21 protein-coding genes are annotated in these 23,117 nt (G+C 70.9%); 11 read left to right on the top strand and 10 right to left on the bottom strand.

Annotated elements, in window-relative coordinates:
• The first annotated feature begins 71 nt into the window (after window positions 1-71).
• The 6 genes from QM633_RS14610 to QM633_RS14585 all read left to right on the top strand — a co-directional run bounded on the left by QM633_RS14610 (window position 72) and on the right by QM633_RS14585 (window position 5,876).
• Window positions 72-1,025: a carbohydrate ABC transporter permease gene (locus QM633_RS14610; protein ID WP_415154497.1), complete on the top strand. Its 954-nt coding sequence runs from the start codon at window positions 72-74 to the stop codon at window positions 1,023-1,025.
• 1 nt (window position 1,026) lies between these two features.
• Complete coding sequence (locus tag QM633_RS14605; RefSeq protein ID WP_415154496.1) at window positions 1,027-1,866, top strand: carbohydrate ABC transporter permease; 840 nt, start codon at window positions 1,027-1,029, stop codon at window positions 1,864-1,866.
• A 44-nt stretch (window positions 1,867-1,910) separates the two neighbouring features.
• Complete coding sequence (locus QM633_RS14600; RefSeq protein WP_415154495.1) at window positions 1,911-2,777, top strand: ketose-bisphosphate aldolase; 867 nt, start codon at window positions 1,911-1,913, stop codon at window positions 2,775-2,777.
• A gap of 27 nt (window positions 2,778-2,804) precedes the next feature.
• Window positions 2,805-4,040: an ADP-dependent glucokinase/phosphofructokinase gene (locus QM633_RS14595; protein WP_415154494.1), complete on the top strand. Its 1,236-nt coding sequence runs from the start codon at window positions 2,805-2,807 to the stop codon at window positions 4,038-4,040.
• Complete coding sequence (locus tag QM633_RS14590; protein ID WP_415154493.1) at window positions 4,034-4,459, top strand: RbsD/FucU family protein; 426 nt, start codon at window positions 4,034-4,036, stop codon at window positions 4,457-4,459. Before QM633_RS14595 ends, QM633_RS14590 begins: the two co-directional genes overlap by 7 nt.
• Before the next feature lie 64 nt (window positions 4,460-4,523).
• A complete protein-coding gene (locus QM633_RS14585) occupies window positions 4,524-5,876 on the top strand; it encodes a DUF2252 domain-containing protein (protein ID WP_415154492.1) in 1,353 nt (450 codons plus the stop codon).
• Between the two features lie 107 nt (window positions 5,877-5,983).
• Here QM633_RS14585 and QM633_RS14580 read toward each other — a convergent pair whose 3' ends face one another.
• Window positions 5,984-9,004: an alpha-mannosidase gene (locus tag QM633_RS14580; RefSeq protein WP_415154491.1), complete on the bottom strand. Its 3,021-nt coding sequence runs from the start codon at window positions 9,002-9,004 to the stop codon at window positions 5,984-5,986.
• A gap of 226 nt (window positions 9,005-9,230) precedes the next feature.
• On the opposite strand from QM633_RS14580, the gene QM633_RS14575 reads away from it, so the two are divergent.
• The gene (locus tag QM633_RS14575) at window positions 9,231-9,857 is read left to right on the top strand and encodes a hypothetical protein (protein ID WP_415154490.1); all 627 of its coding nucleotides are present in this window, start codon (window positions 9,231-9,233) and stop codon (window positions 9,855-9,857) included.
• Between the two features lie 39 nt (window positions 9,858-9,896).
• On the opposite strand, the gene QM633_RS14570 is transcribed toward QM633_RS14575, so the two are convergent.
• The gene (locus tag QM633_RS14570; RefSeq protein WP_415154489.1) at window positions 9,897-10,394 is read right to left on the bottom strand and encodes a GNAT family N-acetyltransferase; all 498 of its coding nucleotides are present in this window, start codon (window positions 10,392-10,394) and stop codon (window positions 9,897-9,899) included.
• 87 nt (window positions 10,395-10,481) lie between these two features.
• Here QM633_RS14570 and QM633_RS14565 point away from each other — a divergent pair, with 87 nt between their 5' ends.
• On the top strand, window positions 10,482-10,988 hold the full coding sequence (locus QM633_RS14565; RefSeq protein ID WP_415154488.1) for a TspO/MBR family protein: 507 nt from the start codon (window positions 10,482-10,484) through the stop codon (window positions 10,986-10,988).
• 33 nt (window positions 10,989-11,021) lie between these two features.
• Here the strand turns inward: QM633_RS14565 and QM633_RS14560 are convergent, their stop codons facing one another.
• Window positions 11,022-11,750, bottom strand: a complete 729-nt coding sequence (locus QM633_RS14560; RefSeq protein ID WP_415154487.1) for an SCO1664 family protein — start codon at window positions 11,748-11,750, stop codon at window positions 11,022-11,024.
• Window positions 11,751-11,752: 2 nt separating this feature from the next.
• Window positions 11,753-12,412 (bottom strand): histidine phosphatase family protein, encoded by a 660-nt coding sequence (locus tag QM633_RS14555; RefSeq protein WP_415154486.1) that lies wholly within the window; start codon window positions 12,410-12,412, stop codon window positions 11,753-11,755.
• A gap of 80 nt (window positions 12,413-12,492) precedes the next feature.
• On the opposite strand from QM633_RS14555, the gene QM633_RS14550 reads away from it, so the two are divergent.
• Both QM633_RS14550 and QM633_RS14545 read left to right on the top strand, forming a co-directional pair.
• Window positions 12,493-13,881 (top strand): sigma 54-interacting transcriptional regulator, encoded by a 1,389-nt coding sequence (locus QM633_RS14550; RefSeq protein WP_415154485.1) that lies wholly within the window; start codon window positions 12,493-12,495, stop codon window positions 13,879-13,881.
• A gap of 5 nt (window positions 13,882-13,886) precedes the next feature.
• Complete coding sequence (locus tag QM633_RS14545) at window positions 13,887-15,932, top strand: vWA domain-containing protein (RefSeq protein ID WP_415154484.1); 2,046 nt, start codon at window positions 13,887-13,889, stop codon at window positions 15,930-15,932.
• Window positions 15,933-16,016: 84 nt separating this feature from the next.
• Here the strand turns inward: QM633_RS14545 and QM633_RS14540 are convergent, their stop codons facing one another.
• From QM633_RS14540 to QM633_RS14525, 4 genes are read right to left on the bottom strand one after another with little or no spacing between them, the layout of a single operon-like run.
• Window positions 16,017-16,901: an aminodeoxychorismate lyase gene (locus QM633_RS14540; protein WP_415154483.1), complete on the bottom strand. Its 885-nt coding sequence runs from the start codon at window positions 16,899-16,901 to the stop codon at window positions 16,017-16,019.
• Window positions 16,902-16,903: 2 nt separating this feature from the next.
• Window positions 16,904-18,022 (bottom strand): o-succinylbenzoate synthase, encoded by a 1,119-nt coding sequence (gene menC / locus QM633_RS14535; protein WP_415154482.1) that lies wholly within the window; start codon window positions 18,020-18,022, stop codon window positions 16,904-16,906.
• A complete protein-coding gene (locus QM633_RS14530; protein ID WP_415154481.1) occupies window positions 18,019-18,696 on the bottom strand; it encodes a MurR/RpiR family transcriptional regulator in 678 nt (225 codons plus the stop codon). The genes menC and QM633_RS14530 overlap by 4 nt, the downstream gene beginning before the upstream one ends.
• On the bottom strand, window positions 18,693-19,421 hold the full coding sequence (locus QM633_RS14525; RefSeq protein ID WP_415154480.1) for a hypothetical protein: 729 nt from the start codon (window positions 19,419-19,421) through the stop codon (window positions 18,693-18,695). Before QM633_RS14525 ends, QM633_RS14530 begins: the two co-directional genes overlap by 4 nt.
• A gap of 107 nt (window positions 19,422-19,528) precedes the next feature.
• Here QM633_RS14525 and QM633_RS14520 point away from each other — a divergent pair, with 107 nt between their 5' ends.
• Window positions 19,529-20,695 carry a M20/M25/M40 family metallo-hydrolase gene (locus QM633_RS14520; protein WP_415154479.1) on the top strand — a complete coding sequence of 389 codons (1,167 nt, stop codon included), beginning with the start codon at window positions 19,529-19,531 and terminating at the stop codon, window positions 20,693-20,695.
• A gap of 234 nt (window positions 20,696-20,929) precedes the next feature.
• Here QM633_RS14520 and QM633_RS14515 read toward each other — a convergent pair whose 3' ends face one another.
• Entirely contained in the window at window positions 20,930-21,913 is a 984-nt protein-coding gene (locus tag QM633_RS14515) for a quinone oxidoreductase family protein (RefSeq protein WP_415154478.1), read from the bottom strand.
• A gap of 313 nt (window positions 21,914-22,226) precedes the next feature.
• Window positions 22,227-23,117 (bottom strand): carbohydrate ABC transporter permease (locus QM633_RS14510; RefSeq protein WP_415154477.1); only part of this gene is annotated, 891 nt, incomplete at its 5' end.

Raw genomic sequence — 23,117 nt, 5'->3', positions numbered from 1 at the left:
CCCACGTCGGACGGGGGCCGCGCGGCCCAGCCTCGCGGCCCCCGATCCACCACAGGAAGGAAGCTTCTCCCATGAGCAGCCCCTCGCTGCTGACCGGCACCGGATCGGCGGCCGCTCCCGGACGCCCGCAGGGAGGCACCACACGGTTGCAGGCCGCCCGACGCGGCGCCGTCCCGTTCGGCTACCTCAGCCCGACCGTGGTTCTCCTGGTCGTCCTCATGGTCATCCCGATCGTGATGGTCGTCGGCTACTCGCTGATGGACAACGTGATCATGAAGAAGAACCCGCAGTTCGTCGGGTTCAAGCACTACATCGACATCCTCACCAGCGAGAGCTTCTGGGGAGCCGCGTCCAACACGCTGTTCTTCACCGGTGTCAGCGTCGTCGCCCACCTCATCCTGGGGCTTGCCTTCGCGATGCTGCTGAACACCGAACTGCTCGGCAACCGCAGCAAAGCGGTGTTCCGCACGATCTACGTCCTGCCCTGGCTGTTCACCGTGGCGATCATCGCGGTGCTGTGGCGGCTCCTGCTCGATCCCAACGGCGTCGTCAACTTCCTGCTGATGGCCTCGAACCTGACCGGGACCCAGGCGGAGTGGCTCTCCTCGCCGGATACCGCGCTGTTCGCCGTGACGTTCATCAACATCTGGTCGGGCTACCCCTTCTACATGACCAGCCTGCTGGCCGGCCTCCAGGGCATTCCTGCCGACTACCACGAGGCCGCGCAGGTCGACGGCGCGAACGGATGGCAGCGATTCACCCGGATCACGCTCCCGCAGCTCCGGCCGATCATCATCAGCATGGCGCTGCTGGACTTCATCTGGACGACCCAGCAGTTCGCTCTGATCTGGATGACGACCGGGGGTGGCCCACTCGGTACCACCGAGATGCTCAGCACCTTCACCTACAAGCTGGCCTTCACCAAGTACCAGTTCGGCACGGCGTCCGCGTCCGCGGTGATCGTGCTGCTGATCTCCATGGTGCTCGCCTTCTTCTACGTCCGCGCGCAGAAGGCGAGGGACTGACATGACGCGCAGACAGCGACGCCTCGTCGCCAAGGCCGGCGTGCTCATCGCGCTCGTGGTCGGCGCGCTCTACGCGGGTCTGCCCGTGGTGTGGATGCTCTCGAGCTCCTTCAAGCCGAACACCGAGATCTTCGCCTACCCCCCGACCCTGATCCCCCAGAACTTCACCTGGGACGCCTACACCGCGATCTTCACCGACCCGACCAAGGTGCGGTTCTTCGTGAACAGCTATTTCGTCTCCCTGTCGGTGACGGTGCTGACCCTGCTCGTCGCGGTGCTGGCAGCTTTCGCCCTGAGCCGTTACGAGTTCCCGCTCAAGCGGGTGCTGAACGTGGTGATCGTCAGCGTCCAGGCTGTCCCGCCGATCACGCTGCTGATCCCGTACTTCGGCCTGATCGTCTTCCTCGGGCTCTACAACACCTACCAGGGCCTGATCCTGACCTATCTGGTGTTCACGCTGCCCTACGCGATCATCATGATGACTGGCTACTTCAACACATTGCCCAGAGAGCTGGACGAAGCCGTGAAGGTCGACGGCGGCTCGTCCTGGACGGCGCTGTGGCGGATCCTCGTTCCCGTCTCGGTGCCGGGCATGGTCTCGGTCGGGATCTACACGTTCATGATCGCGTGGAACGAGTACCTCTTCGCCCTGACCCTCACCAAGACGCCGGAGATGCGGACGGTCCCGATCGGCATCCAGCTCCTGATGGGGCAGCACTCGTACGAGTGGAACCAGATGATGTCGATGTCGATCCTCGGCTGCATCCCGATCCTGCTCCTCTTCCTGTTCTTCCAGCGCTACTTCATCGGCGGCATGACCGCCGGCGCCGTGAAGAACTGATCGCCCACATTCCCACCCACAAGAAACAATCAAGGAGAAACCACATGCTTACCAACGGTGACGGCGTTCTGAAGGTCGCCAACGAGGCGGGCTTCGCCGTTCCGGCCTTCAATATCAGTGACTACGCGATGTTCGCCGGGATTGCGGAACTGTGCGAGGAACTGCAGGCTCCGTGGATCGTCGCCATTCATCCGGACGAGTACGACCACATCGGGCCGGACATGATCAAGGCGATCCTGGCCCGCGCCTACCGCTCGTCGGTGCCGATGGCGATTCACCTCGACCACGGCGGCACCTACGAGCAGGTCCTCACATCGATCCAGAACGGCTACACGTCCGTGATGATCGACGCGTCGGTGAAGCCGTTCGAAGAGAACGTCGCGATCACGAAGAAGGTCGTGGAGACCGCGCACGCCGTCGGGTTGTCTGTGGAGGGCGAACTCGGCACCATCGGGGCCAACGACTCCTACGGCGAGTCCGGTGCCACCGAGGTCATCCACACCACGCCGGAGGACGCGGTGACGTTCGTCGAGCAGACGGGTGTGGACAGTCTGGCGATCGCCATCGGCACCTTTCACGGGCTCTACCCTGCGGGGATGAAGCCCGAACTCAAGCTCGACCTGCTGAAGGAGATCAAGGCGGCCGTTCCGATCCCCCTGGTGCTGCACGGAGGCTCGAACAACCCCGACCGTGAGATCGGCATCGCCGCGCACACAGGCATCAACAAGATCAACATCTCCTCCGACATCAAGGTCGCCTACCACTCGAAGATGCGCGAGGTGCTCGGGGATGATCCGAAGCTGCGCGAGCCGCTGATGATCCAGCCAGCGTGCGTGGAGGCGATGAACGTCGTGGCCGCGCAGAAGATCGAACTGTTCGGAGCGGCGGGCAAGGCGGAGCTCTACCGCTGAGCTGGCCGGAGAGGGAAAGCGGGAGCGATGGCCCACGAACTGGTCCTCGGGCTGGGCGGAACGGTCGACTTCGAGGTCGCCTGGGACGCCACCGGGCTGGAGGAGTTGGCCCGGCGCACGGGGATCCGGCTGGCCGACCTCGACGCCGGGGTTCCGATCGAGGATGAGCGCTCCCTGCTGTGCTCGATCCTCGCGTTCGTGCGCGACGGGGTCGGGGGAGAGCGGTTCATTGCGTCCTCCGACCTCGCCACCTCTTTCGCCTCGCGCTTCCCGACCAAGGTCACGCTCGGAGGGACCTGTGTCCGGGCAGCCCTGGCGATCGCCCGGCTCGGCGTGCCGAGCCTGGTGCATCTGGTCAGCATCGATGAGAACGTACGCCGGCTGCTGCCGCCGGCGGTCGACTATCTCTGCAGTGCGACGCGGGACTCACTGGACCCGCACCTGATCATCCAGTTTCCCGCAGGCGCGACCGTGCGGCTCGGGGACGGTGAGGTGAGGGCCGAACACCCCAACCGGATCATCTACGTCAACGACCCGCCCAACCGCGACCTCGTGTTGAGCCCGCGGCTGCCGGACGCGCTCGCGGGTGCCAGGGCCTTCCTGCCCTCGGGTTTCAACGTGATGCGGGATCCGGCGCTCCTGCGCGAGCGGCTCCGCTTCCTCTCCGATGCGATGGCCCGGCTGCCAGTGGGTGCCCTGGCCTTCTACGAGGACGCGGGCTTCCACGACAACGCGATGCGGGCGATCGTCAGCGCCGAGTTCCGTGGACGCATCGACGTGCACAGCCTCAACGAGGACGAACTGCAGTCCTATCTCGGACGTCGCGTCGACCTGCTGGACGTGGACGACGTGGGCGAGGCGCTGGCCGGGTTCCGGCGCTTCGCGATCGCGCCCACCGTGGTCGTGCACACCAAGTACTGGTCGCTGGCACACGGGGACCACGCCGCCGCCTTCGTTGACGCTCTCGCCGGCGGCATCGACCTGGCCAGCACCCGGTACTGCTACGGCGATGACTTCACCCCCGCGGACCTGCGCACGGTCCGGGGGCTCCCCAGGCACCCGGGCGGGTCCGCCTTCGCCGTCCGGATCGGCGACCGACTCGGTGATCAGGTGCGGTGCGTGCCAGGACGCCTGCTGGAGGTGGCCGCGCCGACCACGATCGGGCTCGGGGACACCTTCGTCGGTGGCTTCCTCGCCGCCCACGTCGGCGGCCAGGGCTGGGCGGAGAACGGGCTCGCGACGTCCGAGGGGGCGTCGTGCTGAAAGCCATCCCTGCGCTGCTCACCCCGGAGTTGCTGTGCACGCTGGCGTCCATGGGCCACGGGGACCGGCTCGCGATCGTCGACCGGAACTACCCGTCCGCCTCCTCTGCGCCCCGTGTCCATCACCTCGCCGGCGCGGACACCGCGTCCGCGGCCAGGGCGATCCTCGCGTTGTTCCCCGTCGACACCTTCGACGAGCCGGCCGTGTTCCGGATCACCCCCACCGGACAGCCGGACGCACGCTTCGAGGCTCACGACGAGTTCCGGGCGGAGGTCGAGGCCGCAGAAGGCAGAGAGGTCGAGGTCGAGCCGGTCGAACGCCTGGCCTTGTACGAACTCGCGCGCTCGGCCTACGCGATCGTCCAGACGGGGGAGCCTCGGGGTTACTCCTGCTTCGTCCTGGTCAAAGGCGTGCTGTAGAACCCGTCCCCTGACCGGCGCGGGCCGGAAACGGGCTATCCTCGCGTCCACGCCAAGGAGGGGTATGCACGCGACGACGGCTGAACTGATCGACGCCGGGCGCGCGCTCCGCGCGCGGGCGGCGCGGTCCGCGATCGGTACCGGGCTGGACGTCGACCGCGATCCGGTCGCGATCCTCGAGGCCCAGAACACCACCCGCCTGGCCGGGCTCGTGCCGCTGCGATGGTCGCGGATGGCGGTCTCCCCGTTCACCTTCTACCGGGGCGCGGCGGCGGTGATGGCGCACGATCTCGCCCCCACGCCGGTGTCCGGTGTCCGGGTGCAGGCGTGCGGTGACGCCCACCTGTCCAACTTCGGCCTGTACGCCTCACCGGAGCGTTCGCTCGTCTTCGACCTGAACGACTTCGACGAGACCCACCCTGCCCCGTGGGAGTGGGACGTCGAGCGGCTGGCGGCCTCGTTCGCCGTCGCCAGTCGGCAGAACGGTTTCGGCGAGGCCTGCGCGCACGACACGGCTGCCGCGGCAGCGCGCGCCTACCGGGAAACGATGCTCCGCGCGGCCGGACGCAGCGCGCGCGACCTCTTCCACGACATGGTCACGATCGACGACCTGCTCACCCGCAACCAGGAGACCGCGGCGGACAGCAAGGTGCGCAGGCGGCGCGCACACGAACTCGAACGCACGGCGACGAAAGCCCGGCGCCGCACCGCCGACCAGGCATTCGCCAAGCTCGCCGCGACCGGCGCCGACGGCGAGCTTCGGATCGTCCAGCAGCCGCCGCTGATGTTTCGTCCCGACCGGGCACCGGCGGACCTGCTCGAGGTGCCCGAGCACTACCGCAGCAGCGCGTCGCCCGACGTGGAGTCGCTGCTGCACCGCTACCACGCCGTCGACCTCGCCCTGCGGGTGGTCGGCGTGGGCAGCGTCGGCACCCGCTGCTTCATCCTGCTGTGCCTGGACTCGACCGGTTCCCCACTGCTGCTGCAGGCCAAGGAGGCCACCACCTCGGTGCTGGAGCCGTGGACGACGGCGTCCCGGTACACCCACATGGGACAGCGTGTGGTCGCGGGGCAGCGGATCATGCAGGCCGCCTCCGACCCCCTCCTCGGCTGGACCGAGTCCGAGGGACGGCACTACTACGTGCGGCAGTTCAGGGACATGAAGGGCAGCTTCGAGATCGAGCGGCTGTCCCGGTCGCTGCTCGTCGACTACGCGATCATCTGCGGGGGCGTGCTCGCCCGCGCCCACGCCCAGAGCTGCGAGCCCGCTGTCGTCGCCGGCTACCTCGGTCGCGGGACGGCGTTCGACGATGCGATCGGCCGGTTCTCCCTGGCCTACGCCGACCAGAACGACCGTGACCACGCGGCCCTGCTGGACGCGATCGCGTCCGGCCGGCTGGAGGCGAGCGAGGACTGACGCACGGGGGCGTCCGGGTCGGCGACGACCCGCCTCTGCCGGACCAACCCTCACCTGGCCGGTCGCGGTCGTCGCACTCGGCGAGCGCGCACGAGCACCGGGACCGGTCAGGACCGCTGGACTCCGCGGAACCGCAGGGTGACGATCTCGAACGGACGCAGGTCGAGCGCCACGTCGCCGCCGCCGGACGCGGCCGTCCCTCCGTGCGGCAGCGGACGCTCCAGCAGGTCGGTGCGTTCCGCCCTGTCGAAGCCGAACCCGGCACGGACGGCGGCGGTCGCCCTGCTGCCCAGCGACTCGTAGAGGCGGACGACGACGTCACCGCTGCCGTCCTCGGCCAGCTTGACCGCCTCGAGGATCACGGCGGATCCCTCGACGCCGACGATCGGCTCGACCGGGCGGGCGCCACGCAGCTCCCGCACCGGCTGGTTCAGCCGCTGGCCCGCCCGGATCGCCGTGGCGATGTCGGCACCGCAGACCGCGCTCACCCGCAGGTGGTGCAGCCCCTGGTCGGTCCGGGGGTCGGGGAACATCGGCCCGCGCACCAGCGACAGCCGGACGGTGGTGCCCGGCGCGCGACCGCCGGCATGGTCACGCCGGATGTCGTGGCCGTAGGTGGAGTCATTGGCGACGGCGAAGCCGAAACCGGGCTCGGCCACCTGCACCCAGCGGTGCGCGACGGTCTCGTAGCGGGCCACGTCCCACGACGTGTTGACGGTGGTGGGGCGGTGGATGTGGCCGAACTGGATCTCCGAGGCCGCACGGTCGGTGAACACGCTGGTGGGGAACGCCAGCTTCAGCAGCGTGCGCTGCTCGTGCCAGTCGATGTCGAAGTCGAGGTCGACCGCCGCCGAGCCGGCAGTGAAGGTGATCCGCTGGGTGATCGTGCTGGATCGTGGCGTCCGGACCACCTCGAAGGCGACCGACCGGGCGTCCTGTGCGACGAGGTGGACCGACTCGGCGTCGGTGACGTCGCTGACCATGCGTCCGATGTGGCCGTCGATGTCCCAGGCCTCGTACACCGACGGGCGGTCGTTGTGCAGCTGCAGCAGGCCGAAACGACGGCCCTCGGCCACGAGTTCGCGTCCGCTCGCCACGTCCACGAGGGACGGGAGCAGACCGTCGGCGTCGACGACCGCGCGGATCGCACCGGTATCGACCACCCAACCGCCGTCCCGTTCGGTGACCACCACTTCCCCGTCGACCTCGACCGGTGGCCGGACGGCGAACGCGTCCACGCCGGCGAGGGCGACCGGTGCGGCGTTGGCGACCAGGACGTCGTCGCCCTCGCCGACCAGCGCAGCGAGCGACCGCTCGATGACGTCCTCCAGCACACCCGCCACGCGGGCATAGTTGGCCTCCGCCTGACGGTGCACCCATGCGATCGACGACCCGGGCAGGATGTCGTGGAACTGCTGCAGCAGCACGGTCTGCCACGCCTGCTGCAGGTCCTCCGCCGGATACTCCAGCCCCGCCCGGACGGACGCGGTGGTCGCCCACAGCTCTGCCGCCCGGAGCAGGTGCTCGCTGCGGCGGTTGCCCTGCTTGGTGCGCAACTGGGAGGTGTAGGTGCCGCGGTGGGTCTCCAGGTACATCTCGCCCGACCACGTGTGCGGGTGGGCGAGTTCGGCCTGCGCCTCGCGGAAGAACTCGTTGACGGTCCCGATCCGCACCTTCGGCGAGCCCTCCAGGTCGGCGGTCCGGTGTGCCCTGGCCACCATCTCCCTGGTGGGGCCGCCGCCCCCGTCCCCGTAGCCGAACGGGACCAGCGAGGTGTTCCCGTGCCCCTGGTCGGCGTACTGGCGCTCGGCCTTGGCCAGTTCGAAGGCGGCCAGCGTCGAGTTGTAGGTGTCGACCGGGGGCAGGTGGGTGAAGATCCGGGTGCCGTCGATGCCCTCCCACCAGAAGGTGTGGTGGGGCAGCACATTGGTCTCGTTCCACGACATCTTCTGGGTGAGGAACCATCGGGCGCCCGCAGCGACGGCGATCTGGGGGAGCGCCCCCGAGTAGCCGAACGAGTCGGGTAGCCACACATCGAGCGGCTCGTAGCCGAACTCGCGCTCGAAGAAACCCTTGCCGACGACGAACTGGCGGGCCAGCGCCTCGGAGCCGGGCATGTTGGTGTCCGACTCGACCCACATGCCGCCGACCGGGACGAAGCGTCCCTGCGCGACCTTCTCCTTGAGCCGCTGCCAGAGCTCTGGGTAGAACTCCTTGATCCACGCGTACTGCTGGGCGGAGGAGCAGGAGAACACCAGGTCGGGGTGCTCCTCGGAGAGGGCGATCACGTTGGCGAACGTGCGCGCGCACTTGCGGACGGTCTCGCGCACCGGCCACAGCCACGCCGAGTCGATGTGCGCGTGACCGGTGGCCACGACGCGGTGCGAGCTGGCGTTGGCCGGGCTCGCCAGCGCCGGCGCGAGGCGCTGTCTCGCGCGGGCGGCGGTGCCGGGGACATCCGCGGGGTCGAGCGCGTCCATCGCCTCGTTCAGGGCGACCACGAGTTCGGCCCGGCGCGGCTGGTCGGGCGGAAGCTGCTCGACGAGCCCGGCCAGCACCTCGATGTCCTGGTTGAGCTCCCAGACCTCCAGGTTGCGGACGGCGAGCTCGAACCGCCGCAGCACGTACAGCGGCGCGTCCGGAACGGTGTCCTTCGAACTGAACGGGGTGGGGTGCCAGGAACCTCCCACGGCGACCTCGGGGTTGGCGGCCGCCTCCAGGTAGAGGTCGATCGCATCCGGGTCCTCGACCGGAAGGTACCGGTTGAACGGTTCGATCGCCTTGATGATCGAACCGTCGGGACGGAACGCGAGCCCTTCGGCCTGGCCGCCGTCCAGTTCCCTGCGGAAGCCGAGGTCCACCACGATCTCGTAGGGGCGGCCGGCCCATCCGGGCGGCACCGCCCCGGTCACGTGCAACCACAGGGTGCTCCAGCCCCTGCCCCAGGCCGAACCGATCGCGAACGGCGCGTAGTCCTGCCGCGCTGCCTCGGCGAAGGGCACCGGCTCGTCGGGCACCGGCCAGGCGGTGAGGTCGAGCGGATGGGTGTCGCCGTACAGGTGGGGAACGACGAGTTCCTCGACGAACCGTCCCAGGCGTCCGCGATACAGCCCTTCGTCGTCGCGCACCGCAGCTCCTTCGCTGTTCGTGGGTATCGCCCCAGTTTCGTCACGTTGAAGGACTTGGTCAACGCGCCGACGGCGGCGTCCCCCGGGCGCCGGAGCCCGGTCCCGTCCGACACCGGAGGACAACGCGCGGTTCGGGCCGCGTCCGGGGGCGTCCGCACGTCGATGCCCGGACCGGCCACGTGGGAGGATCTGCGGCGGGGTGATTTCTGTGTCGATGGATCGTCGGGTGCGCCGAGCACTGCTGTGGGCGCTGCCGGTTGCGGCGACCGGTGCCGCGTGGAGGGCCGGCCGCCGGCTCGGGGCCACCGCGGCGGAGGCTCGCCTGCCGCTGCCCGGCGACGGCTTGCTGCCGACCGCGCAGATCCACAACGACCGTGCGGCCACGATCCCCGCGGCCCCGGACCAGGTGTGGCCGTGGATCGCGCAACTCGGCCAGGACAAGGCGGGGTTCTACTCCTTCGAGTCGCTGGAGAACCTCGCCGGATGCCGGATCGTCGGTGCCACCCGGATCCACCCGGAATGGCAGGACGTCACGGTCGGGGACCCGTTCCGGCTGCACCCCGACGTCGCCCTGCGCGTCGCGATCGTCGACCCGGGCCGTGCACTGGTGGTGACGTCGCAGGGCGGCGATGCGCCGGGAGACCTGGACTTCGCCACCACCTGGGCCTTCGTGCTCTCCCCGACCAGGCGACCGGACGGGCAGATCGCCACCCGCCTCCAGCTGCGCGAGCGGTACCAGACCCGTGGCCCTGCCGCGCGGCTGATGATCGAGTTCACCGCTCTGGTGAGCGCGGCCATGACCTGGCGCATGCTGGTCCGCCTGAAGACCCTGGTGGTCTCGGCGCCGCGGTGAGTCGGCGGCGCAGGTCAGGACATGCCGGTCCGGCCGGCCTCAGGACTCATGGTCGGGCAGCGCCAGCCATTCCGCCCAGGTCAGGTCCCGGCCGATCAGGCGGACGGCGGTGAACGGCCAGGCCCCCGCCAGCCAGCGGGGCACGAAGGCGTCCAGCTCGGCCTCCAGCGGCGTTCCGACGTACTCGTCGCGCACCCACCAGCTGACCTCGGCGTCGGCGCCCACCTTCTCCGGCGGATCGATGTACACGCAACCGATCAGCTCGGTCTCGGCCCGGTCGAACAGGGCGTAGTTGAACGAGACGTGCGCGGCGATCTCCGCCTCGTGGTGGGCGAGATCCTCGACGTCCTGCTCCGCGGTCATGGTCGCCGGGGGCCAGCCCCAGGCCTCGCCGAAGATGGACCACAACCGCGCCCGGGACCCCATCACGGCCGGCATGTCGAGCTCGACGTCCTCGGCACGGATCGGACGCAGGTGGTGGCCGGCGTCCACCTGCACAACCAGGGGGTGTTCGAAGGCATCGGGTAACCACGCCATCAGGACTCCTCGCACTCGCCGTAGACCCGCACCGTAATCCGGGCCGCGCAGGCCGGGCAATGCCCGGCGGCTGGGTACTGTTCGGTCGTGACCAGGAAACCGACTCGCACGCGGTGGCTCCGCAACCTCGCCGTCACCGGCTCGCTGGTGGCGACCACGGTCACCGCCGGTACCGTCGCCACCGATCCGGATGGCGAGTGGTACGAGAAGCTCTCCAAGCCGGACTGGCAACCGCCGCGGGCGGCGTTCCCGCTGGTGTGGACGACCCTCTACGCCGACATCGCGCTCACCTCGGCCGCTGCACTGACCGAACTCGACCGCCGCGGCGAGACAGCCGAAGCGGCGGCCCTCCGCAAGGCGTTGGCGAGCAATCTCGCGCTCAACGGCGCCTGGAGCTGGCTGTTCTTCCGCTCGCACAACCTCGCGGCGTCCGCGGTCGGCGCGGGTGCGCTGGCGGCGAGCTCGCTGCGGCTCACCCTGCGGGCAGGGCGGGCCGGGCGCCGCTATGCCGCGCTGCTCGCGCCCTATGCCCTGTGGACCGCCTTCGCCACCGTCCTCGCCACCGTGGTCTGGCGGCGCAACCCCGAGGCCTGAGCCGAACGGGCGTCCCGCGTCCCCGGTCATCCCTCACACGAGGGGCCACGGCACCCGGCGACCGCTGTGGTCGACGGGGAAGCGACCGAACCGGAGCACGCGCCGGACGCGTGCCTTCAGGGCCTCGACCTCCTCGGTGTCGATGAGCTCGCAGAGCTCGGCCGGGACGTCGTCGGCGAGCGGCGCGATCCGCTCCAGCAGCGGCGCGGGGACCGGTTCGTCGGCGAAGTCCCAGATCACGGTGCGCAGCTTGAACGGCGCCGCGAAGCACAGCCCGTGGTCGATCCCCCAGATGTGGCCGTCCGGTCCGCGCAGCACGTGCCCGCCCTTGCGGTCGGCGTTGTTGGCGACCAGGTCGAAGACCGCCATCGCCCGCAGCGCGTCCGTCACCCCTGGGGTGGTGTGGTCGAGGGTGAAGAAGTGCTCCCGGTCGTCCACGTCGATGTAGAGCTGCACCGAGCCCACCCCGAGCGGCCCGTCCTCCCGGATGACCGTCGGCGGGACCAGGCCCCAGCCCAGCCACTCGCTGAGCAGCCAGGCCGCGCGTTCGCGCCGGTGCAGTCCAGGGTCGAAGTCCCACAGCGGGCGCTCCCCGGCCTCCGGCTTGTACACCGCGCCGAGCGAGTCGTGTCCCGCGCCCAGGTCGACCAGGAGCGTGAGGTTGCTGCTCGGGAAGCGCCCGATGATCTCCATCGGCCCGTGGGCGAGGAGGTCTAGCAGGCGGTCGTCCCCCGCCGGCTCGGGACGCGGGAGCGCGGACACGTTCAGGCCAAGGATCCGGTCGGGGGCACGAGGTCGTCCAGAGGCCCGTGCAGGGAGTTCACCCCGAGCACGACCGGCGGGGTGTCGTGGGGGAACCGGATCGCCGACACCGACCCGGTACCGACGTTCACCCTGTGGAAAGCGTCCAGCGGCGCGCCCATCGCGAAGGTGAGTGCGGCGCGGATCGGGTCGGCGTGCGTGAAGCAGACCGCCACACCGTCCTGGTGCGCCCCGCGAAGCCGGTCGAGCAGGGACACCATCCGGGCCTCCAGTTCGGCCAGGCTCTCGCCCCCCGGGAACCGGAAGGTGGACGGGGACGTCATCAGCGCCCGCCACTCCTTGCGGCGGCCGAGCGTCGCCAGGGACTCCCCGGTCCACGCGCCGAAGTCGCACTCGAGCAGGTCCGGCTCGACGACCGGCGCCAACCCGGTGGCGGTAGCCGTGGCCGCCGCGGTCTCCTGTGCGCGCTCCAGTGGCGAGGTGTACAGCGCGGCCAGCGGGAGCCCGGCGAGCCGGGCGGCGGCGTTCTCGGCCTGCCGGATGCCGGCCTCGGAGAGGTGCAGTCCCGGTGCGCGACCGGGCAGGACCCTGCCGGTGGTCGGGGTCTGGCCGTGCCGCACCAGCAGAACGAGCGTGCCGGGCGGCCGCTTCCGGGTCGGCATGCGGCCGAGCGTAGCTCGCCGGGCCGTGTCCACATAGTGCGATCTTCTGCCGGTCTTGCCCATGCGGTTAGCGTGAATGCGTGAGTGAACCCCCAACCATCACCACCCTCGGAGCGCTCCGCGCGTCCGGCCACGTGCACAAGCACCTGCGCCAGGAGATCCGGGACAACCTGCTCGCGATGATCGCGGCGGGCGAGGATCCCTGGCCCGGCATACACGGGTTCGGACGCACCGTCCTGCCCCAGCTCGAACGCGCGCTGATCGCCGGCCACGACGTCGTCCTGCTCGGCGAACGCGGCCAGGGCAAGACGCGGCTGCTGCGCACCCTGCCCGGCCTGCTGGACGAGTGGAGCCCGGTGATCGCCGGCTCCGAGTTGGGCGAGCACCCCTACGACCCGATCACGCCCGCATCGGTCCGGAGGGCCGCCACCGAGGGTGACGATCTCCCTGTGGCCTGGCGGCACCGTTCCGAGCGCTACGTCGAGAAGCTCGCGACGCCCGACACCTCCGTGGCGGACCTCGTCGGCGACGTCGACCCGATGAAGGTCGCCGAGGGGCGCCAGCTCGGCGACCCCGAAACGATCCACTACGGCCTGATCCCGCGCTCCCATCGCGGGATCGTCGCGATCAACGAGCTGCCCGACCTCGCCGAGCGCATCCAGGTGTCGATGCTGAACGTGATGGAGGAGCGCGACATCCAGATCCGCGGCTACGTCCTGCGGTTGCCGCTGGACGTGCTCGTGGTCGCCTCCGCCAACCCCGAGGACTACACCAACCGCGGCCGGATCATCACCCCGCTGAAGGACCGCTTCGGGGCGGAGATCCGCACCCACTACCCGATCGAACTGGACGACGAGGTCGCCGTCATCGCGCAGGAGGCGCACCTGGTCGCCGAGGTGCCCGCGCCGATCCTGGAGATCCTGGCCCGGTTCACCCGTGCGCTGCGCGAGTCGGCGGCGATCAACCAGCGCTCCGGGGTGTCCGCCCGGTTCGCCATCGCCGGAGCGGAGACCGTGGCGGCCGCCGCGTTGCACCGGGCGACCGCCCGGGGTGAGGCGGAGGCGGTCGCGCGGGTCGTCGACCTGGAAGCCGCGGTGGACGTGCTGCTCGGAAAGCTCGAGTTCGAGTCCGGCGAGGAGGGCCGCGAGGCCGAGATCCTCGCCCACCTGCTCCGCACCGCAACGGCGGAGACGGTCCGGGCCCATTTCCGCGGCATCGACCTCGGCGCTCTCGTCGCGGCCCTCGACGGCCGCACGACCGTCGTCACGGGCGAGCAGGTCAGCGCGCGGGAGTTCCTCGCCGGTCTGCCCTCGCTGGACGGGTCGGACGTGTACGACCAGCTCTGCGCGCGGTTCGACGCCACCACGGACGGCGAACGGGCCAGCGCGATCGAGTTGGCACTGGAAGGCCTCTACCTCGCCCGCCGGATCTCCAAGGAGTCCGACGACGGCCAGACCATCTACGGGTAGCCACCATGCCGCGCTCGCGTTCGTCCCGCTACGGCCGCTACGTCGACGGCCCGGACCCGCTCGCGCCCCCGGTCGACCTCTCCGAGGCGCTGGAGGAGATCGCTCGCGACGTGATGGAGGGCTACTCCGCAGAGCGTGCGCTGCGCGAGTACCTGCGCAGGGGCGGGCGCGGACGCGAAGGCCTGGACGACCTCGCCGCGCGCGTCCAGCGCCGCCGGCAGGAGCTGCTCGGCCGGCACCGCCTCGGCTCGACGATGGAAGAGGCGAAGCGGCTGCTGGACACCGCCGTTCTGGAGGAGCGCAAGGAACTCGCCAGGGACATCGACCTGGACGACCTCGACCGCGACTTCCGGCAGTTGCGGCTGGACAGCCTTCCCGACTCCACCCCGGCCGCGGTGAACGAGCTGGCCGACTACGACTGGCGCTCGCCGGCGGCGAGGGCCGCGTACGACCGGATCCGGGATCTGCTCGGACGCGAGGTGCTCGACCAGCGGTTCGCCGGCATGAAGCAGGCGCTGGAGAACGCGACCGAGGCGGACCGCGAAGCCGTCCGGGAGATGCTGTCCGACCTCAACCAGCTCCTCGACGCCCACCGCCGCGGCGAGGACACCCCCGAGGACTTCGACGCGTTCATGGCCAAGCACGGCCAGTACTTCCCGGAGAACCCGCGCGACGTGGACGAGCTGATCGACGCGCTGGCGAAGCGGGCGGCGGCCGCCCAGCGGATGTTCAACTCGATGACGCCCGAGCAGCGCGAGGAGCTGATGCAGCTGTCCGCGCAGGCATTCGGATCGCCGGACCTGATGGCGCAGCTCGGTCAGCTGGACGCCAACCTGCAGTCGCTGCGTCCCGGCATGGACTGGTCGGGCTCGGAGCAGTTCGGCGGCCAGGAGGGACTGGGCCTGGGCGAGGGCACCGGTGTGCTGTCCGATCTCGCCGAACTCGACTCGCTGGCCGCTCAGCTGGGGCAGGGCTACGGCGGTGCGCACCTGGACGACATCGATGTGGACGCGCTGGCCCGCCAGCTCGGCGAGGATGCTGCGGTCTCCGCGCGCACGCTCGCAGAGCTGGAGCGCGCGCTGCGCAGCGCCGGCTACCTCAGCCGCACCGCCGACGGAAGCCTGAAGCTGTCCCCGCGCGCAATGCGCCAGCTCGGCAAGAGCTTCCTCGCCGACGCCGCCGACCGGCTCAGCGGACGCACCGGGCAGCGGGACACCCGTCTCACCGGGGCGGCAGGGGAACAGACCGGCTCCACCAGGCAGTGGGCCTTCGGCGACACCGAGCCGTGGGACGTGACCCGAACGATGCTCAACGCGATGCGTCACGGGCAGGCGGAGAGCCCGGGCCGGGCCGGGAGCGACCGGGCCGCGGATGTCGAAGGGGCCGGCGACGGTCCGTCCTCGCCCCGGGTCCGGATCCGGCTCGACGACGTGGAGGTGGCCGAGACCGAGACCCGCACGCAGGCCGTCGTCGCGCTGCTGGTCGACACCTCGTTCTCGATGGCGGCGGAGGGGCGCTGGCTTCCGATGAAGCGGACGGCGCTCGCCCTGCACCATCTGGTCTCCACGCGCTGGCGTGGCGACCAGTTGCAGCTGATCACGTTCGGCCGGTATGCGCAGGCGATGGAGGTGGGCGAACTCACGGCGCTCCCTGCGCTGCGCGAGCAGGGCACCAATCTGCACCACGGCCTGCTGCTGGCCGAGCGGCTGTTCCGCCGCTTCCCGACCATGCAGCCGGTGCTGCTGGTGGTCACGGACGGCGAACCGACCGCCCACCTGACCGCAGAGGGCGACTCCTGGTTCGCCTACCCGCCGAGCTACGAGACCCTGCGCAACACGGTCACCCAGCTCGACAAGCTCGGCCGCCTGCGCGCCCGGACGACCTTCTTCAGGCTTGGTGACGATCCCGGTCTGGAGCGGTTCGTGCGCCAGATGGCCCAGCGTGTGGACGGACGCGTGGTCAGCCCCGAGCTCGACGACCTCGGCGCCGCCGTCGTCGGCGAGTACCTGGGTGCCCGTCGCCCCTTCTGGGACTATCCGCGCGCCTGGTGACGGTGTGCAGCGGGTCGGTAGCGGCTGGGGGTCGCCTGGCCGCGTCCCTCGCTCTCCGATCACGGCCGTGGGCGCGGCCGGCGACTACTCGGCTCGGGCCAGGAGGGCGGCGTTGCCGGCGTCGGTGAGCGCCCGGTCGATCGGGACCGGCCGTCCGTCGAGTTCCCGGACGGGGACGAGCATGCGGCCCGACGAGGTCAGCCACATCGCGTCCGCGTCCCACAGCTGGTCGATCCTGAGCAGGACCTCGGACGGGGCGAAGCCGGCACTCGCGAAGTACTCGAAGGCGGCGGCCTGCGTGGTGCCGCGGAGGATCCCCTGCGAGGTGGAGGGTGTCCAGATATGGGTGCCGTGCTTCACGATCAGGCTCGCGCTGGGGCCTTCGAGCACGTACCCGTCAGAGCTGGTGAACAACACGTCCTGCGCACCCCGCCGCGCGGCCTCGCGCAGGACCGCCTTGTTCACGGCGTAGGAGAGCGTCTTCGCGCCGGCCAGCAGCCAGGGTGCCCGCGAGGCGATGTCGTGGGGATAGCCGCGTTCCAGCAGGACGACGCTGACGCCGGTCTGCCGTTCGGCGGCGTAGTCGTCGGTGGACTTGAACGCCAGCACCCACGCGGTCGCGACCCCCGACCCCTCGACGCCCCGGGTCACGATGATCTTGACCGAGTACTCGCGGTGGGGTTCCTCGTACGCGGCCACCACCTGGTGGATCGCGGCGCGGAAGGCGTCCAGGTCGAGCGGCGGCAGGTCGAGCATCGCCGCCGAGACCGCCAGCCGGCGCAGGTGCGCGTCCACCGCCTGCGGGTGGCCGTCCACGACGCCGAGGACCTCGAAGATGCCGTCGCCCCTGGTCACGCCCAGATCGGTGACGGACACCTGTGGCAGGGCGGGGTCGACCACGTGCAGGCGGTCCGCCGCAGGGACGGGAGCGGAGGCCTCGGCGGGGCTGACGATGATGCAGGCGGGCACGGTCATTCCTCTACATGGATGGTGGACAGGGTGTTCGCCGCGACCCATTCGGTGTCGACGTCGAACCCGAGGCCGGGTCGGGTGGGGATCGGGACGTAGCCGTCGTCGGTGGTCTCCACCGGCGGAGTGATCACGTCACGGGCGTAGTACTTGTCGGACCCGGACACGTCCGACGGCAGGGTGAATCCCGGAAGCGAGGAGAGCGCGACATTCGCCGCGCGGCCCACCCCGAACTCGTGCATCCCGCCGCACCAGACCGGGATGCCGGCCTGCCGCGCCCGGTCGTGCGCGGCCACCGAGGTGGTCAGGCCGCCGAGGCGGGACACCTTGATGTTCAGGACGCGGCCGGCGCCCAGCGCGATCATGGTCTCCAGGTCGGACAGCGTCTCCACCGCCTCGTCGAGGCACACGGGCGTCTCGAGCTGGGCCTGCAGGCGCGCGTGGCCGACGAAGTCCCTGGGTGCGAACGGCTGCTCGATCATGGTCAGGTGGTACCGGTCCAGTGCCCGCATGACCTCGAAGGACGGGTCGTCGGCGGGGTAGGCGCCGTTGGCGTCCACGTGCAGGTCGTGGTCGGGGTACACCGCCCGGACCGCGGCGACCGGCGCCACATCCCAGCCGGGGGCGATCTTGAGCTTCACCCGCCGGTAGCCGGCCTCGACCTGGGCCGAGACCTGTTCGACGAGCGCGTCGATGGTCGGCTCGATACCCAGCGAGACACCGGTGGCGGCCCGGTCGCGCGTCCCGCCGAGCAGTTCGGCGAGCGGGCGCCCGGACGCCTCGGCGGCCAGCACCCAGCAGGCCATGTCCACTCCGGCCTTGGCGAACTCGTTGCCGCGCACCTTCGCCCAGGACCTCGCGGCATCGGCAGGGTGCTCCCAGTTCGTGCCGACGAGGGCGGGGAGCAGGTAGCGCTCGGCGACCAGCGTGGCCGTCTCGACCGTCTCCGGGCCGTAGAAGGGGTGCGACGCGGACGCGATCTCACCCCACCCGACGGCCCCGGAGGCGTCGGTCAGCTCGACCAGGATGTGGTCGAGGTGGCGTTTGGCGTGCGAGCTGGTCTGGAACTCGTGCACCAGCGGCAACCGGACGGTGTGGAGCGTGGCGGCGATGACCCTCATTCGGGCTCTCCCGTCTCGTCGAGGTAGAGCCCGAGCGCGGCGCTGATCCGGTCGCGGTCGGCGAACCGGCGGCGGGCCCCCTTCGCGCTGGCCGTGGTGAGGGTGGAGAGCAGGTGGATGGCGGCGGCGACGGCGGTGGGGGAGTCGGCGTAGGACTCGGAGTCGGTGGCGACCTCGACCACCTCGTCCGCGTGCCGGGCGATCGGGGCGGTGGCGTCGTCGGTGACCGCGACCACCTTTCCGCCCGCGGCGTGGAACTCCCGCGCCACCTCGACGGTCGAGCGGCGGTAGCGGCGGAACGAGAACGCGATCAGGACGTCCGTCTCACGCACGTCGGAGAGCAGGTCGAGGGTGCTCACGGTGGAGTCGTCGACGAGGCTGACCTGCGCGACGGCTGTCGACAGGTCGGAGGCGAGCAGGTTCGCGTAGGCGTGGCTCTTGCCTGCCCCGACGACGAACCGGCGCCGGGCTGCGACCGTGAGCGCGGCCGCCCTGCGGACGCTGCCGCCGGCGCTGAGCCGCTCGAACACCTCGGCGAGGTTCTCCAGTTCGGAGGAGATCAGCCGCGCCTGCAGGGTGGCCGAGGAGGTCGACTCCATCCGGGCGCGGTAGCGGTCGGCGGGGCTGCGCAGCGAGCGGTTGGCCTCGTGGCGGGCGTGGGTGCCGACGCTCATGCCTCAACTCCGGTGAAGACGTAGGCGGCGGTGTCGGCGTCCTGCCGAACACAGGACCGGGCCACCAGTCCGTCGGCGAACAGGGCGCTGAAGGAGTCGTCGATGCGGGCGACGACCTCGGCGGTCACCCGACTCCGTTCGGCGGGGAGGGCGACTGCCGCCGCATGATCGCCGCGGTCGACCCGTCCCCAGTCGGAGGCGGTGTAGGTCGCCCAGGGCGCCGGCGCGGGGGCCGGTTCGGTGGCGTCGAGGTCCCAGTCGACGACGAGGCGGGACTCGCCGTCCCCGTAGCAGTCGGGGACGAACCAGCGTCCGACGGCGCCGAGCACGGAGAGGTTGAAATGGGCGTTGCGGGACAGGATCGGGTTGTAGGCCCAGCGCATGTGGTGCAGCCCGTTGGCGAGGGCGAGCCGGCGCTGCTCGGCCTTGATCCGGCGCCCCACGCCGGAGCCCTGCAGTCCGTCGGCGACCACCACGGCCTGGGAGTAGAAGTAGGTCTCGCCGCCAGCGTGACCGGTGAAGCCGTAGCCGAAGGCGACCAGCCGTTCGGCGTCCCACGCGCCGACCATCGAGCCGCCGTTCGCGGCCATCGCCATCAGCAGGCGCGGGTTGAGGGTGGCCTCGGGCTTGGTGTAGCCGAACACGTCGCGGTAGAGCCCGGACGCGGTCGCGAGGTCGTCCACCCCGGTCAGGGGGGCCACCCGCAGCTGCTCGGTCGTGCTCACGAAGTGAACTATAGGATCCGTATCATCGGATCCCGCTCCGTGATCACTTGCAGAGATGGGCGAGCCTCTGCCAAGGATAGGATACGTAAAACGGAGCTTGGAGGATCATGGACCTGGCTGCTGCCGGAGCAGCGGTGCGCACATCGCTGAACACCGAGGCCCTCGCCGCCGACCTGATCGCGCTGGTGGAGCGGGAGACGCCCAGCCATGACGCGGCGGCGAGCGCAGGTATCGCGGAGCACCTGGCCGGGTTGTGGCGGCGGTTCGGCGTGGTGCGTCCGGTGGCACGACCGGTCGGCACGCACCTGGTCGTGGAGGTGGCCGGCGTGGGGGAGCGGCGGGACGCGGCGCCGGTGGTGCTGCTCGGGCACAGTGACACGGTCTGGCCGGTGGGGACGCTGGCCGGCCCGGTGCCCCTGCGGGTGGAGGACGGCGTGCTGCGCGGTCCCGGGTCGTACGACATGAAGGCCGGCCTGGTCGTGATGCTGGCGGCGGTGCAGGCGCTCGGCGACGCGGGGCTCGCGCACCGTCCGTTGCGGGTCGTGGTCGCTGCCGACGAAGAGGTCGGCTCCGGCTCGGCGTCGGAGCTGGTGCGCGAGCAGTGCGCGGGCGCGGCGGCCGTGCTGGGCTTCGAGTCGCCGCACCCCGACGGCGCGCTGAAGGTCGGGCGGCTGGGGTCCACCCGGCTGCGGCTGCGGGTCGTGGGACGCGAGTCACACGCCGCGCTCGACCCCGACGGGGGTGTGTCGGCGATCGACGAGCTGGTCGACCAGCTCGTCGTGCTCCGCCGGTCGGTCGCCGCGGTGTCGGCCCGGCACCCGGGTCAGGTCCTGCTCAACGTGGGCGCGATCGCCGGCGGGGGACGGACGAATGTGGTCCCCGGCGAGTCGGAGGCGCTGGTCGGGTTCCGGTTCGGCACGCCGGCGGCGGAGGCCGAGGTTCTGGACGCGGTCGCCGCGCTGTCGCCGCTGCGGGCCGGTGCCTCGCTCGAGGCGGAGGTGCTGAGTTCGCGTCCGGCGTGGCAGGCGTCGGAGGCGGACGCCGCGCTGCTCGGACAGGTCTGTGCGCTGGCCGGTGAGGTCGGGCTGGCGGCGTCCGGACGCCCGGCAGCGGGCGCCGCGGACACCAACACCAGCGGCGCCCTCGGCGTCCCCACGCTGGACGGCTTCGGCCCCCGGGGAGGCGGGGCCCACGCCGTCACTGAACACGTCCTGCTCGAATCCCTCCTCGACCGGGTCGTCCTGCTGGTCGCCGTCCTCGCCGGCCTCCCCTGAACCGAGTGGGAACCGTCCCCCGAACGGGAAGCGGGACAGTCCCCCGAACCGGAAAGGAACCGTCCCCCGAACGGGAAGCGGGACAGTCCGCCGAACCGGAAAAGAACCGTCCCCCGAACGGGAAGCGGGACAGTCCCCCGAACGGAAATGGGGACGGTTCTTTTCCCGTTCGCAGGTGTGTCCCCTTTGTCGTTCGGGACGGTGCGGCTTTGTCGTTCGGGACGGTGCGGCGGGTTAGGCGACCTCGAGGATCACCTTGCCGGTCGTCCCTCGGCCCTCCAGCGCGCGATGGGCGGACGCGGCGTCCGCCAGCGGGAACCGCGCCCCGATCCGGACGTCCAGCCGCCCGGCGACCACCGCGGCCATCAGTTCGTCCCACCGCCAGCGGAGTTCCGCGTCCTCGACGATGTAGTCGCCCAGCGTGGGTCGGGTGGCGAACAGGGACCCTCCGGTGTTCAGCCGCTGCAGGTCGAACGGCGGCACCTGGCCGCTCGAGCCTCCGAAGAGTACGAGCATGCCGCGCCGGCGCAGGCTGGCCAGGGACGCGTCGAAGGTGGCCCGGCCGACACCGTCGTATACCACGTCCACCGGGCCGCCGGCGGCCCGCATCACCAGCGGCGGCAGCTGCGTGGTGAGGTCGTCGAGATCGTCGTAGCGGATCGCAGCCACTGCCCCCGCGGCCAGGGAGAGCTCGGCCTTCTCCGCCGTCGAGACTGTCGTCACGACCCTGGCGCCGCGGAGGGTGGCGAGTTGGGTCAGCAGCAGGCCCACCCCGCCCGCACCGGCGTGCACGAGCGCGCACTGGCCCTCGCCGACCGGGTAGGTGGACGCCGCCAGGTAGTGGGCGGTCATGCCCTGCAACGGCAGAGCGGCGGCCACATCCAGCCCCACCTCGTCGGGGACGGGGAGGGCCCGGCCGCCCGGAACCCGGACCAGCTCCGCGTAGGCACCCTCGGCGTCCACCCATGCGATCCGGTCGCCCACGGCGACGCCGGGGACGCCGTCGCCGACCGCGGTGACGACACCCGCGCCCTCGGTACCGGGAACGTGCGGGAACGGCGTCCGGTAGACCCCGCTGCGGCGGTAGGTGTCGATGAAGTTGATCCCCGCAGCGGTGCAGCGGGCCACCACCTCACCGGGGCCGGGGACGGGGTCGGGCAGTTCGACGAGTTCGAGGACGCCGGCATCGCCCGGTTCGCGGGCCTGGATCGCGTGCATGGGCTGAATCTACGCGCCCGGAGCGGGACCGATCGACAGAGGTTCGAAGAGAAGGGGCCCGGGCGGGATGCACAGAGGAATGGTCTGGAGACTCCTGGCGAAGCGGCCCGGGCGAGATTGGTGGAGAAAGGGCCTGGGCGGCGGGCCTGACGGCGCCACCGCCCAGGCCCAACGCACGAGCGACGCCCCCCGACGTTCGCTGTGCACCGTCCTGGACGCCCCCCCGGCGTCTCGTGGACTGTTTCCACCCTACGTGGTGAAAATCCCTGCCCAAGTCCCCGCGCGGGTGACAGCGGTGGCCGGGATGTGAGACCTACTTCACGGCCCCATCGGTCATGCCGGCGATGACGTAGCGCTGGGCGAACAGGTAGAGGATCACCACCGGTGCGGCGACCGTCACCGCCGCCGCGCCCATCAGCGCGTAGTTCGTGACGTGCTGGCCCTGGAAGAACGCCAGACCGAGGGGCGCCGTCCGCAAGGTCCCGGTCGGCGACATCACCAGCGGGATCAGGAACTCGTTCCAGGTCCACATGAACACCAGGATCACCAGCGTCAGGATCGCGGGCCTCGCGATCGGGGCCTGCACCTGCCACAGCACCTGCCGCGGCGCGGCGCCGTCGATGATCGCCGCCTCGGTGATCGCCCGGTCGGCGGAGCGGAAGTGGGTCCGCATCCAGTAGGTGCCGAAGGCGATCGACTGCGCGACCTGCGGGCCCGCCACGGCGACCAGGGTGTTCACCAGGCCGAGCTGGCGCAGGTCGAAGAAGAGCGGCACGACGATGGCCTCGGTCGGCACCATGATCCCGAACAGGAACAGGTAGAACAGGACGGTGCTGCCGGGGAAGGTCATCGTCCCGAACGCGTAGCCGGCCAGCACCGACAGCGCCACCGACACCACGACGACCGTCACCGAGACCACGACCGAGTTGAGCATGTAGGAGGAGAACCGGCCCTCGCTCCAGGCCAGGGCGAAGTTCTCCAGGTGCAGGCCACCGGACGCGGCGGCCTCCGGGCCGGCCGGGCCGAAGGCCTGGGCGACCACGGTGGCGATCGGCCACAGCGAGATCAGGGCGAAGCCGAGCAGGATCACGTAGTTGGCCCTCACCTCGGCCCGCGAGGTGAGCGGGCCCGGACGCCGCCGGCCGCGCCGGGTGGCCGCCCCCCGTGCCGAAGCCGCGGCGCTCACGAGTCCGCCGCCGCGCGG

It is taken from the genome of Propionicimonas sp. (genome assembly GCF_047606205.1).
Lineage (GTDB): Bacteria > Actinomycetota > Actinomycetes > Propionibacteriales > Propionibacteriaceae > Propionicimonas.
This window is presented reverse-complemented; position numbering and strand designations above follow the sequence as displayed.

What these genes read in the sequence shown, in the direction of transcription:
- QM633_RS14610 (WP_415154497.1), top strand. Translation starts at nt 72, where the DNA reads ATGAGCAGCCCCTCGCTGCTGACCGGCACCGGATCGGCGGCCGCTCCC.
- QM633_RS14605 (WP_415154496.1), top strand. Translation starts at nt 1,027, where the DNA reads ATGACGCGCAGACAGCGACGCCTCGTCGCCAAGGCCGGCGTGCTCATC.
- QM633_RS14600 (WP_415154495.1), top strand. Translation starts at nt 1,911, where the DNA reads ATGCTTACCAACGGTGACGGCGTTCTGAAGGTCGCCAACGAGGCGGGC.
- QM633_RS14595 (WP_415154494.1), top strand. Translation starts at nt 2,805, where the DNA reads ATGGCCCACGAACTGGTCCTCGGGCTGGGCGGAACGGTCGACTTCGAG.
- QM633_RS14585 (WP_415154492.1), top strand. Translation starts at nt 4,524, where the DNA reads ATGCACGCGACGACGGCTGAACTGATCGACGCCGGGCGCGCGCTCCGC.
- QM633_RS14570 (WP_415154489.1), bottom strand. Translation starts at nt 10,394, where the DNA reads ATGGCGTGGTTACCCGATGCCTTCGAACACCCCCTGGTTGTGCAGGTG.
- QM633_RS14555 (WP_415154486.1), bottom strand. Translation starts at nt 12,412, where the DNA reads ATGCCGACCCGGAAGCGGCCGCCCGGCACGCTCGTTCTGCTGGTGCGG.
- QM633_RS14545 (WP_415154484.1), top strand. Translation starts at nt 13,887, where the DNA reads ATGCCGCGCTCGCGTTCGTCCCGCTACGGCCGCTACGTCGACGGCCCG.
- menC (WP_415154482.1), bottom strand. Translation starts at nt 18,022, where the DNA reads ATGAGGGTCATCGCCGCCACGCTCCACACCGTCCGGTTGCCGCTGGTG.
- QM633_RS14530 (WP_415154481.1), bottom strand. Translation starts at nt 18,696, where the DNA reads ATGAGCGTCGGCACCCACGCCCGCCACGAGGCCAACCGCTCGCTGCGC.
- QM633_RS14520 (WP_415154479.1), top strand. Translation starts at nt 19,529, where the DNA reads ATGGACCTGGCTGCTGCCGGAGCAGCGGTGCGCACATCGCTGAACACC.
- QM633_RS14515 (WP_415154478.1), bottom strand. Translation starts at nt 21,913, where the DNA reads ATGCACGCGATCCAGGCCCGCGAACCGGGCGATGCCGGCGTCCTCGAA.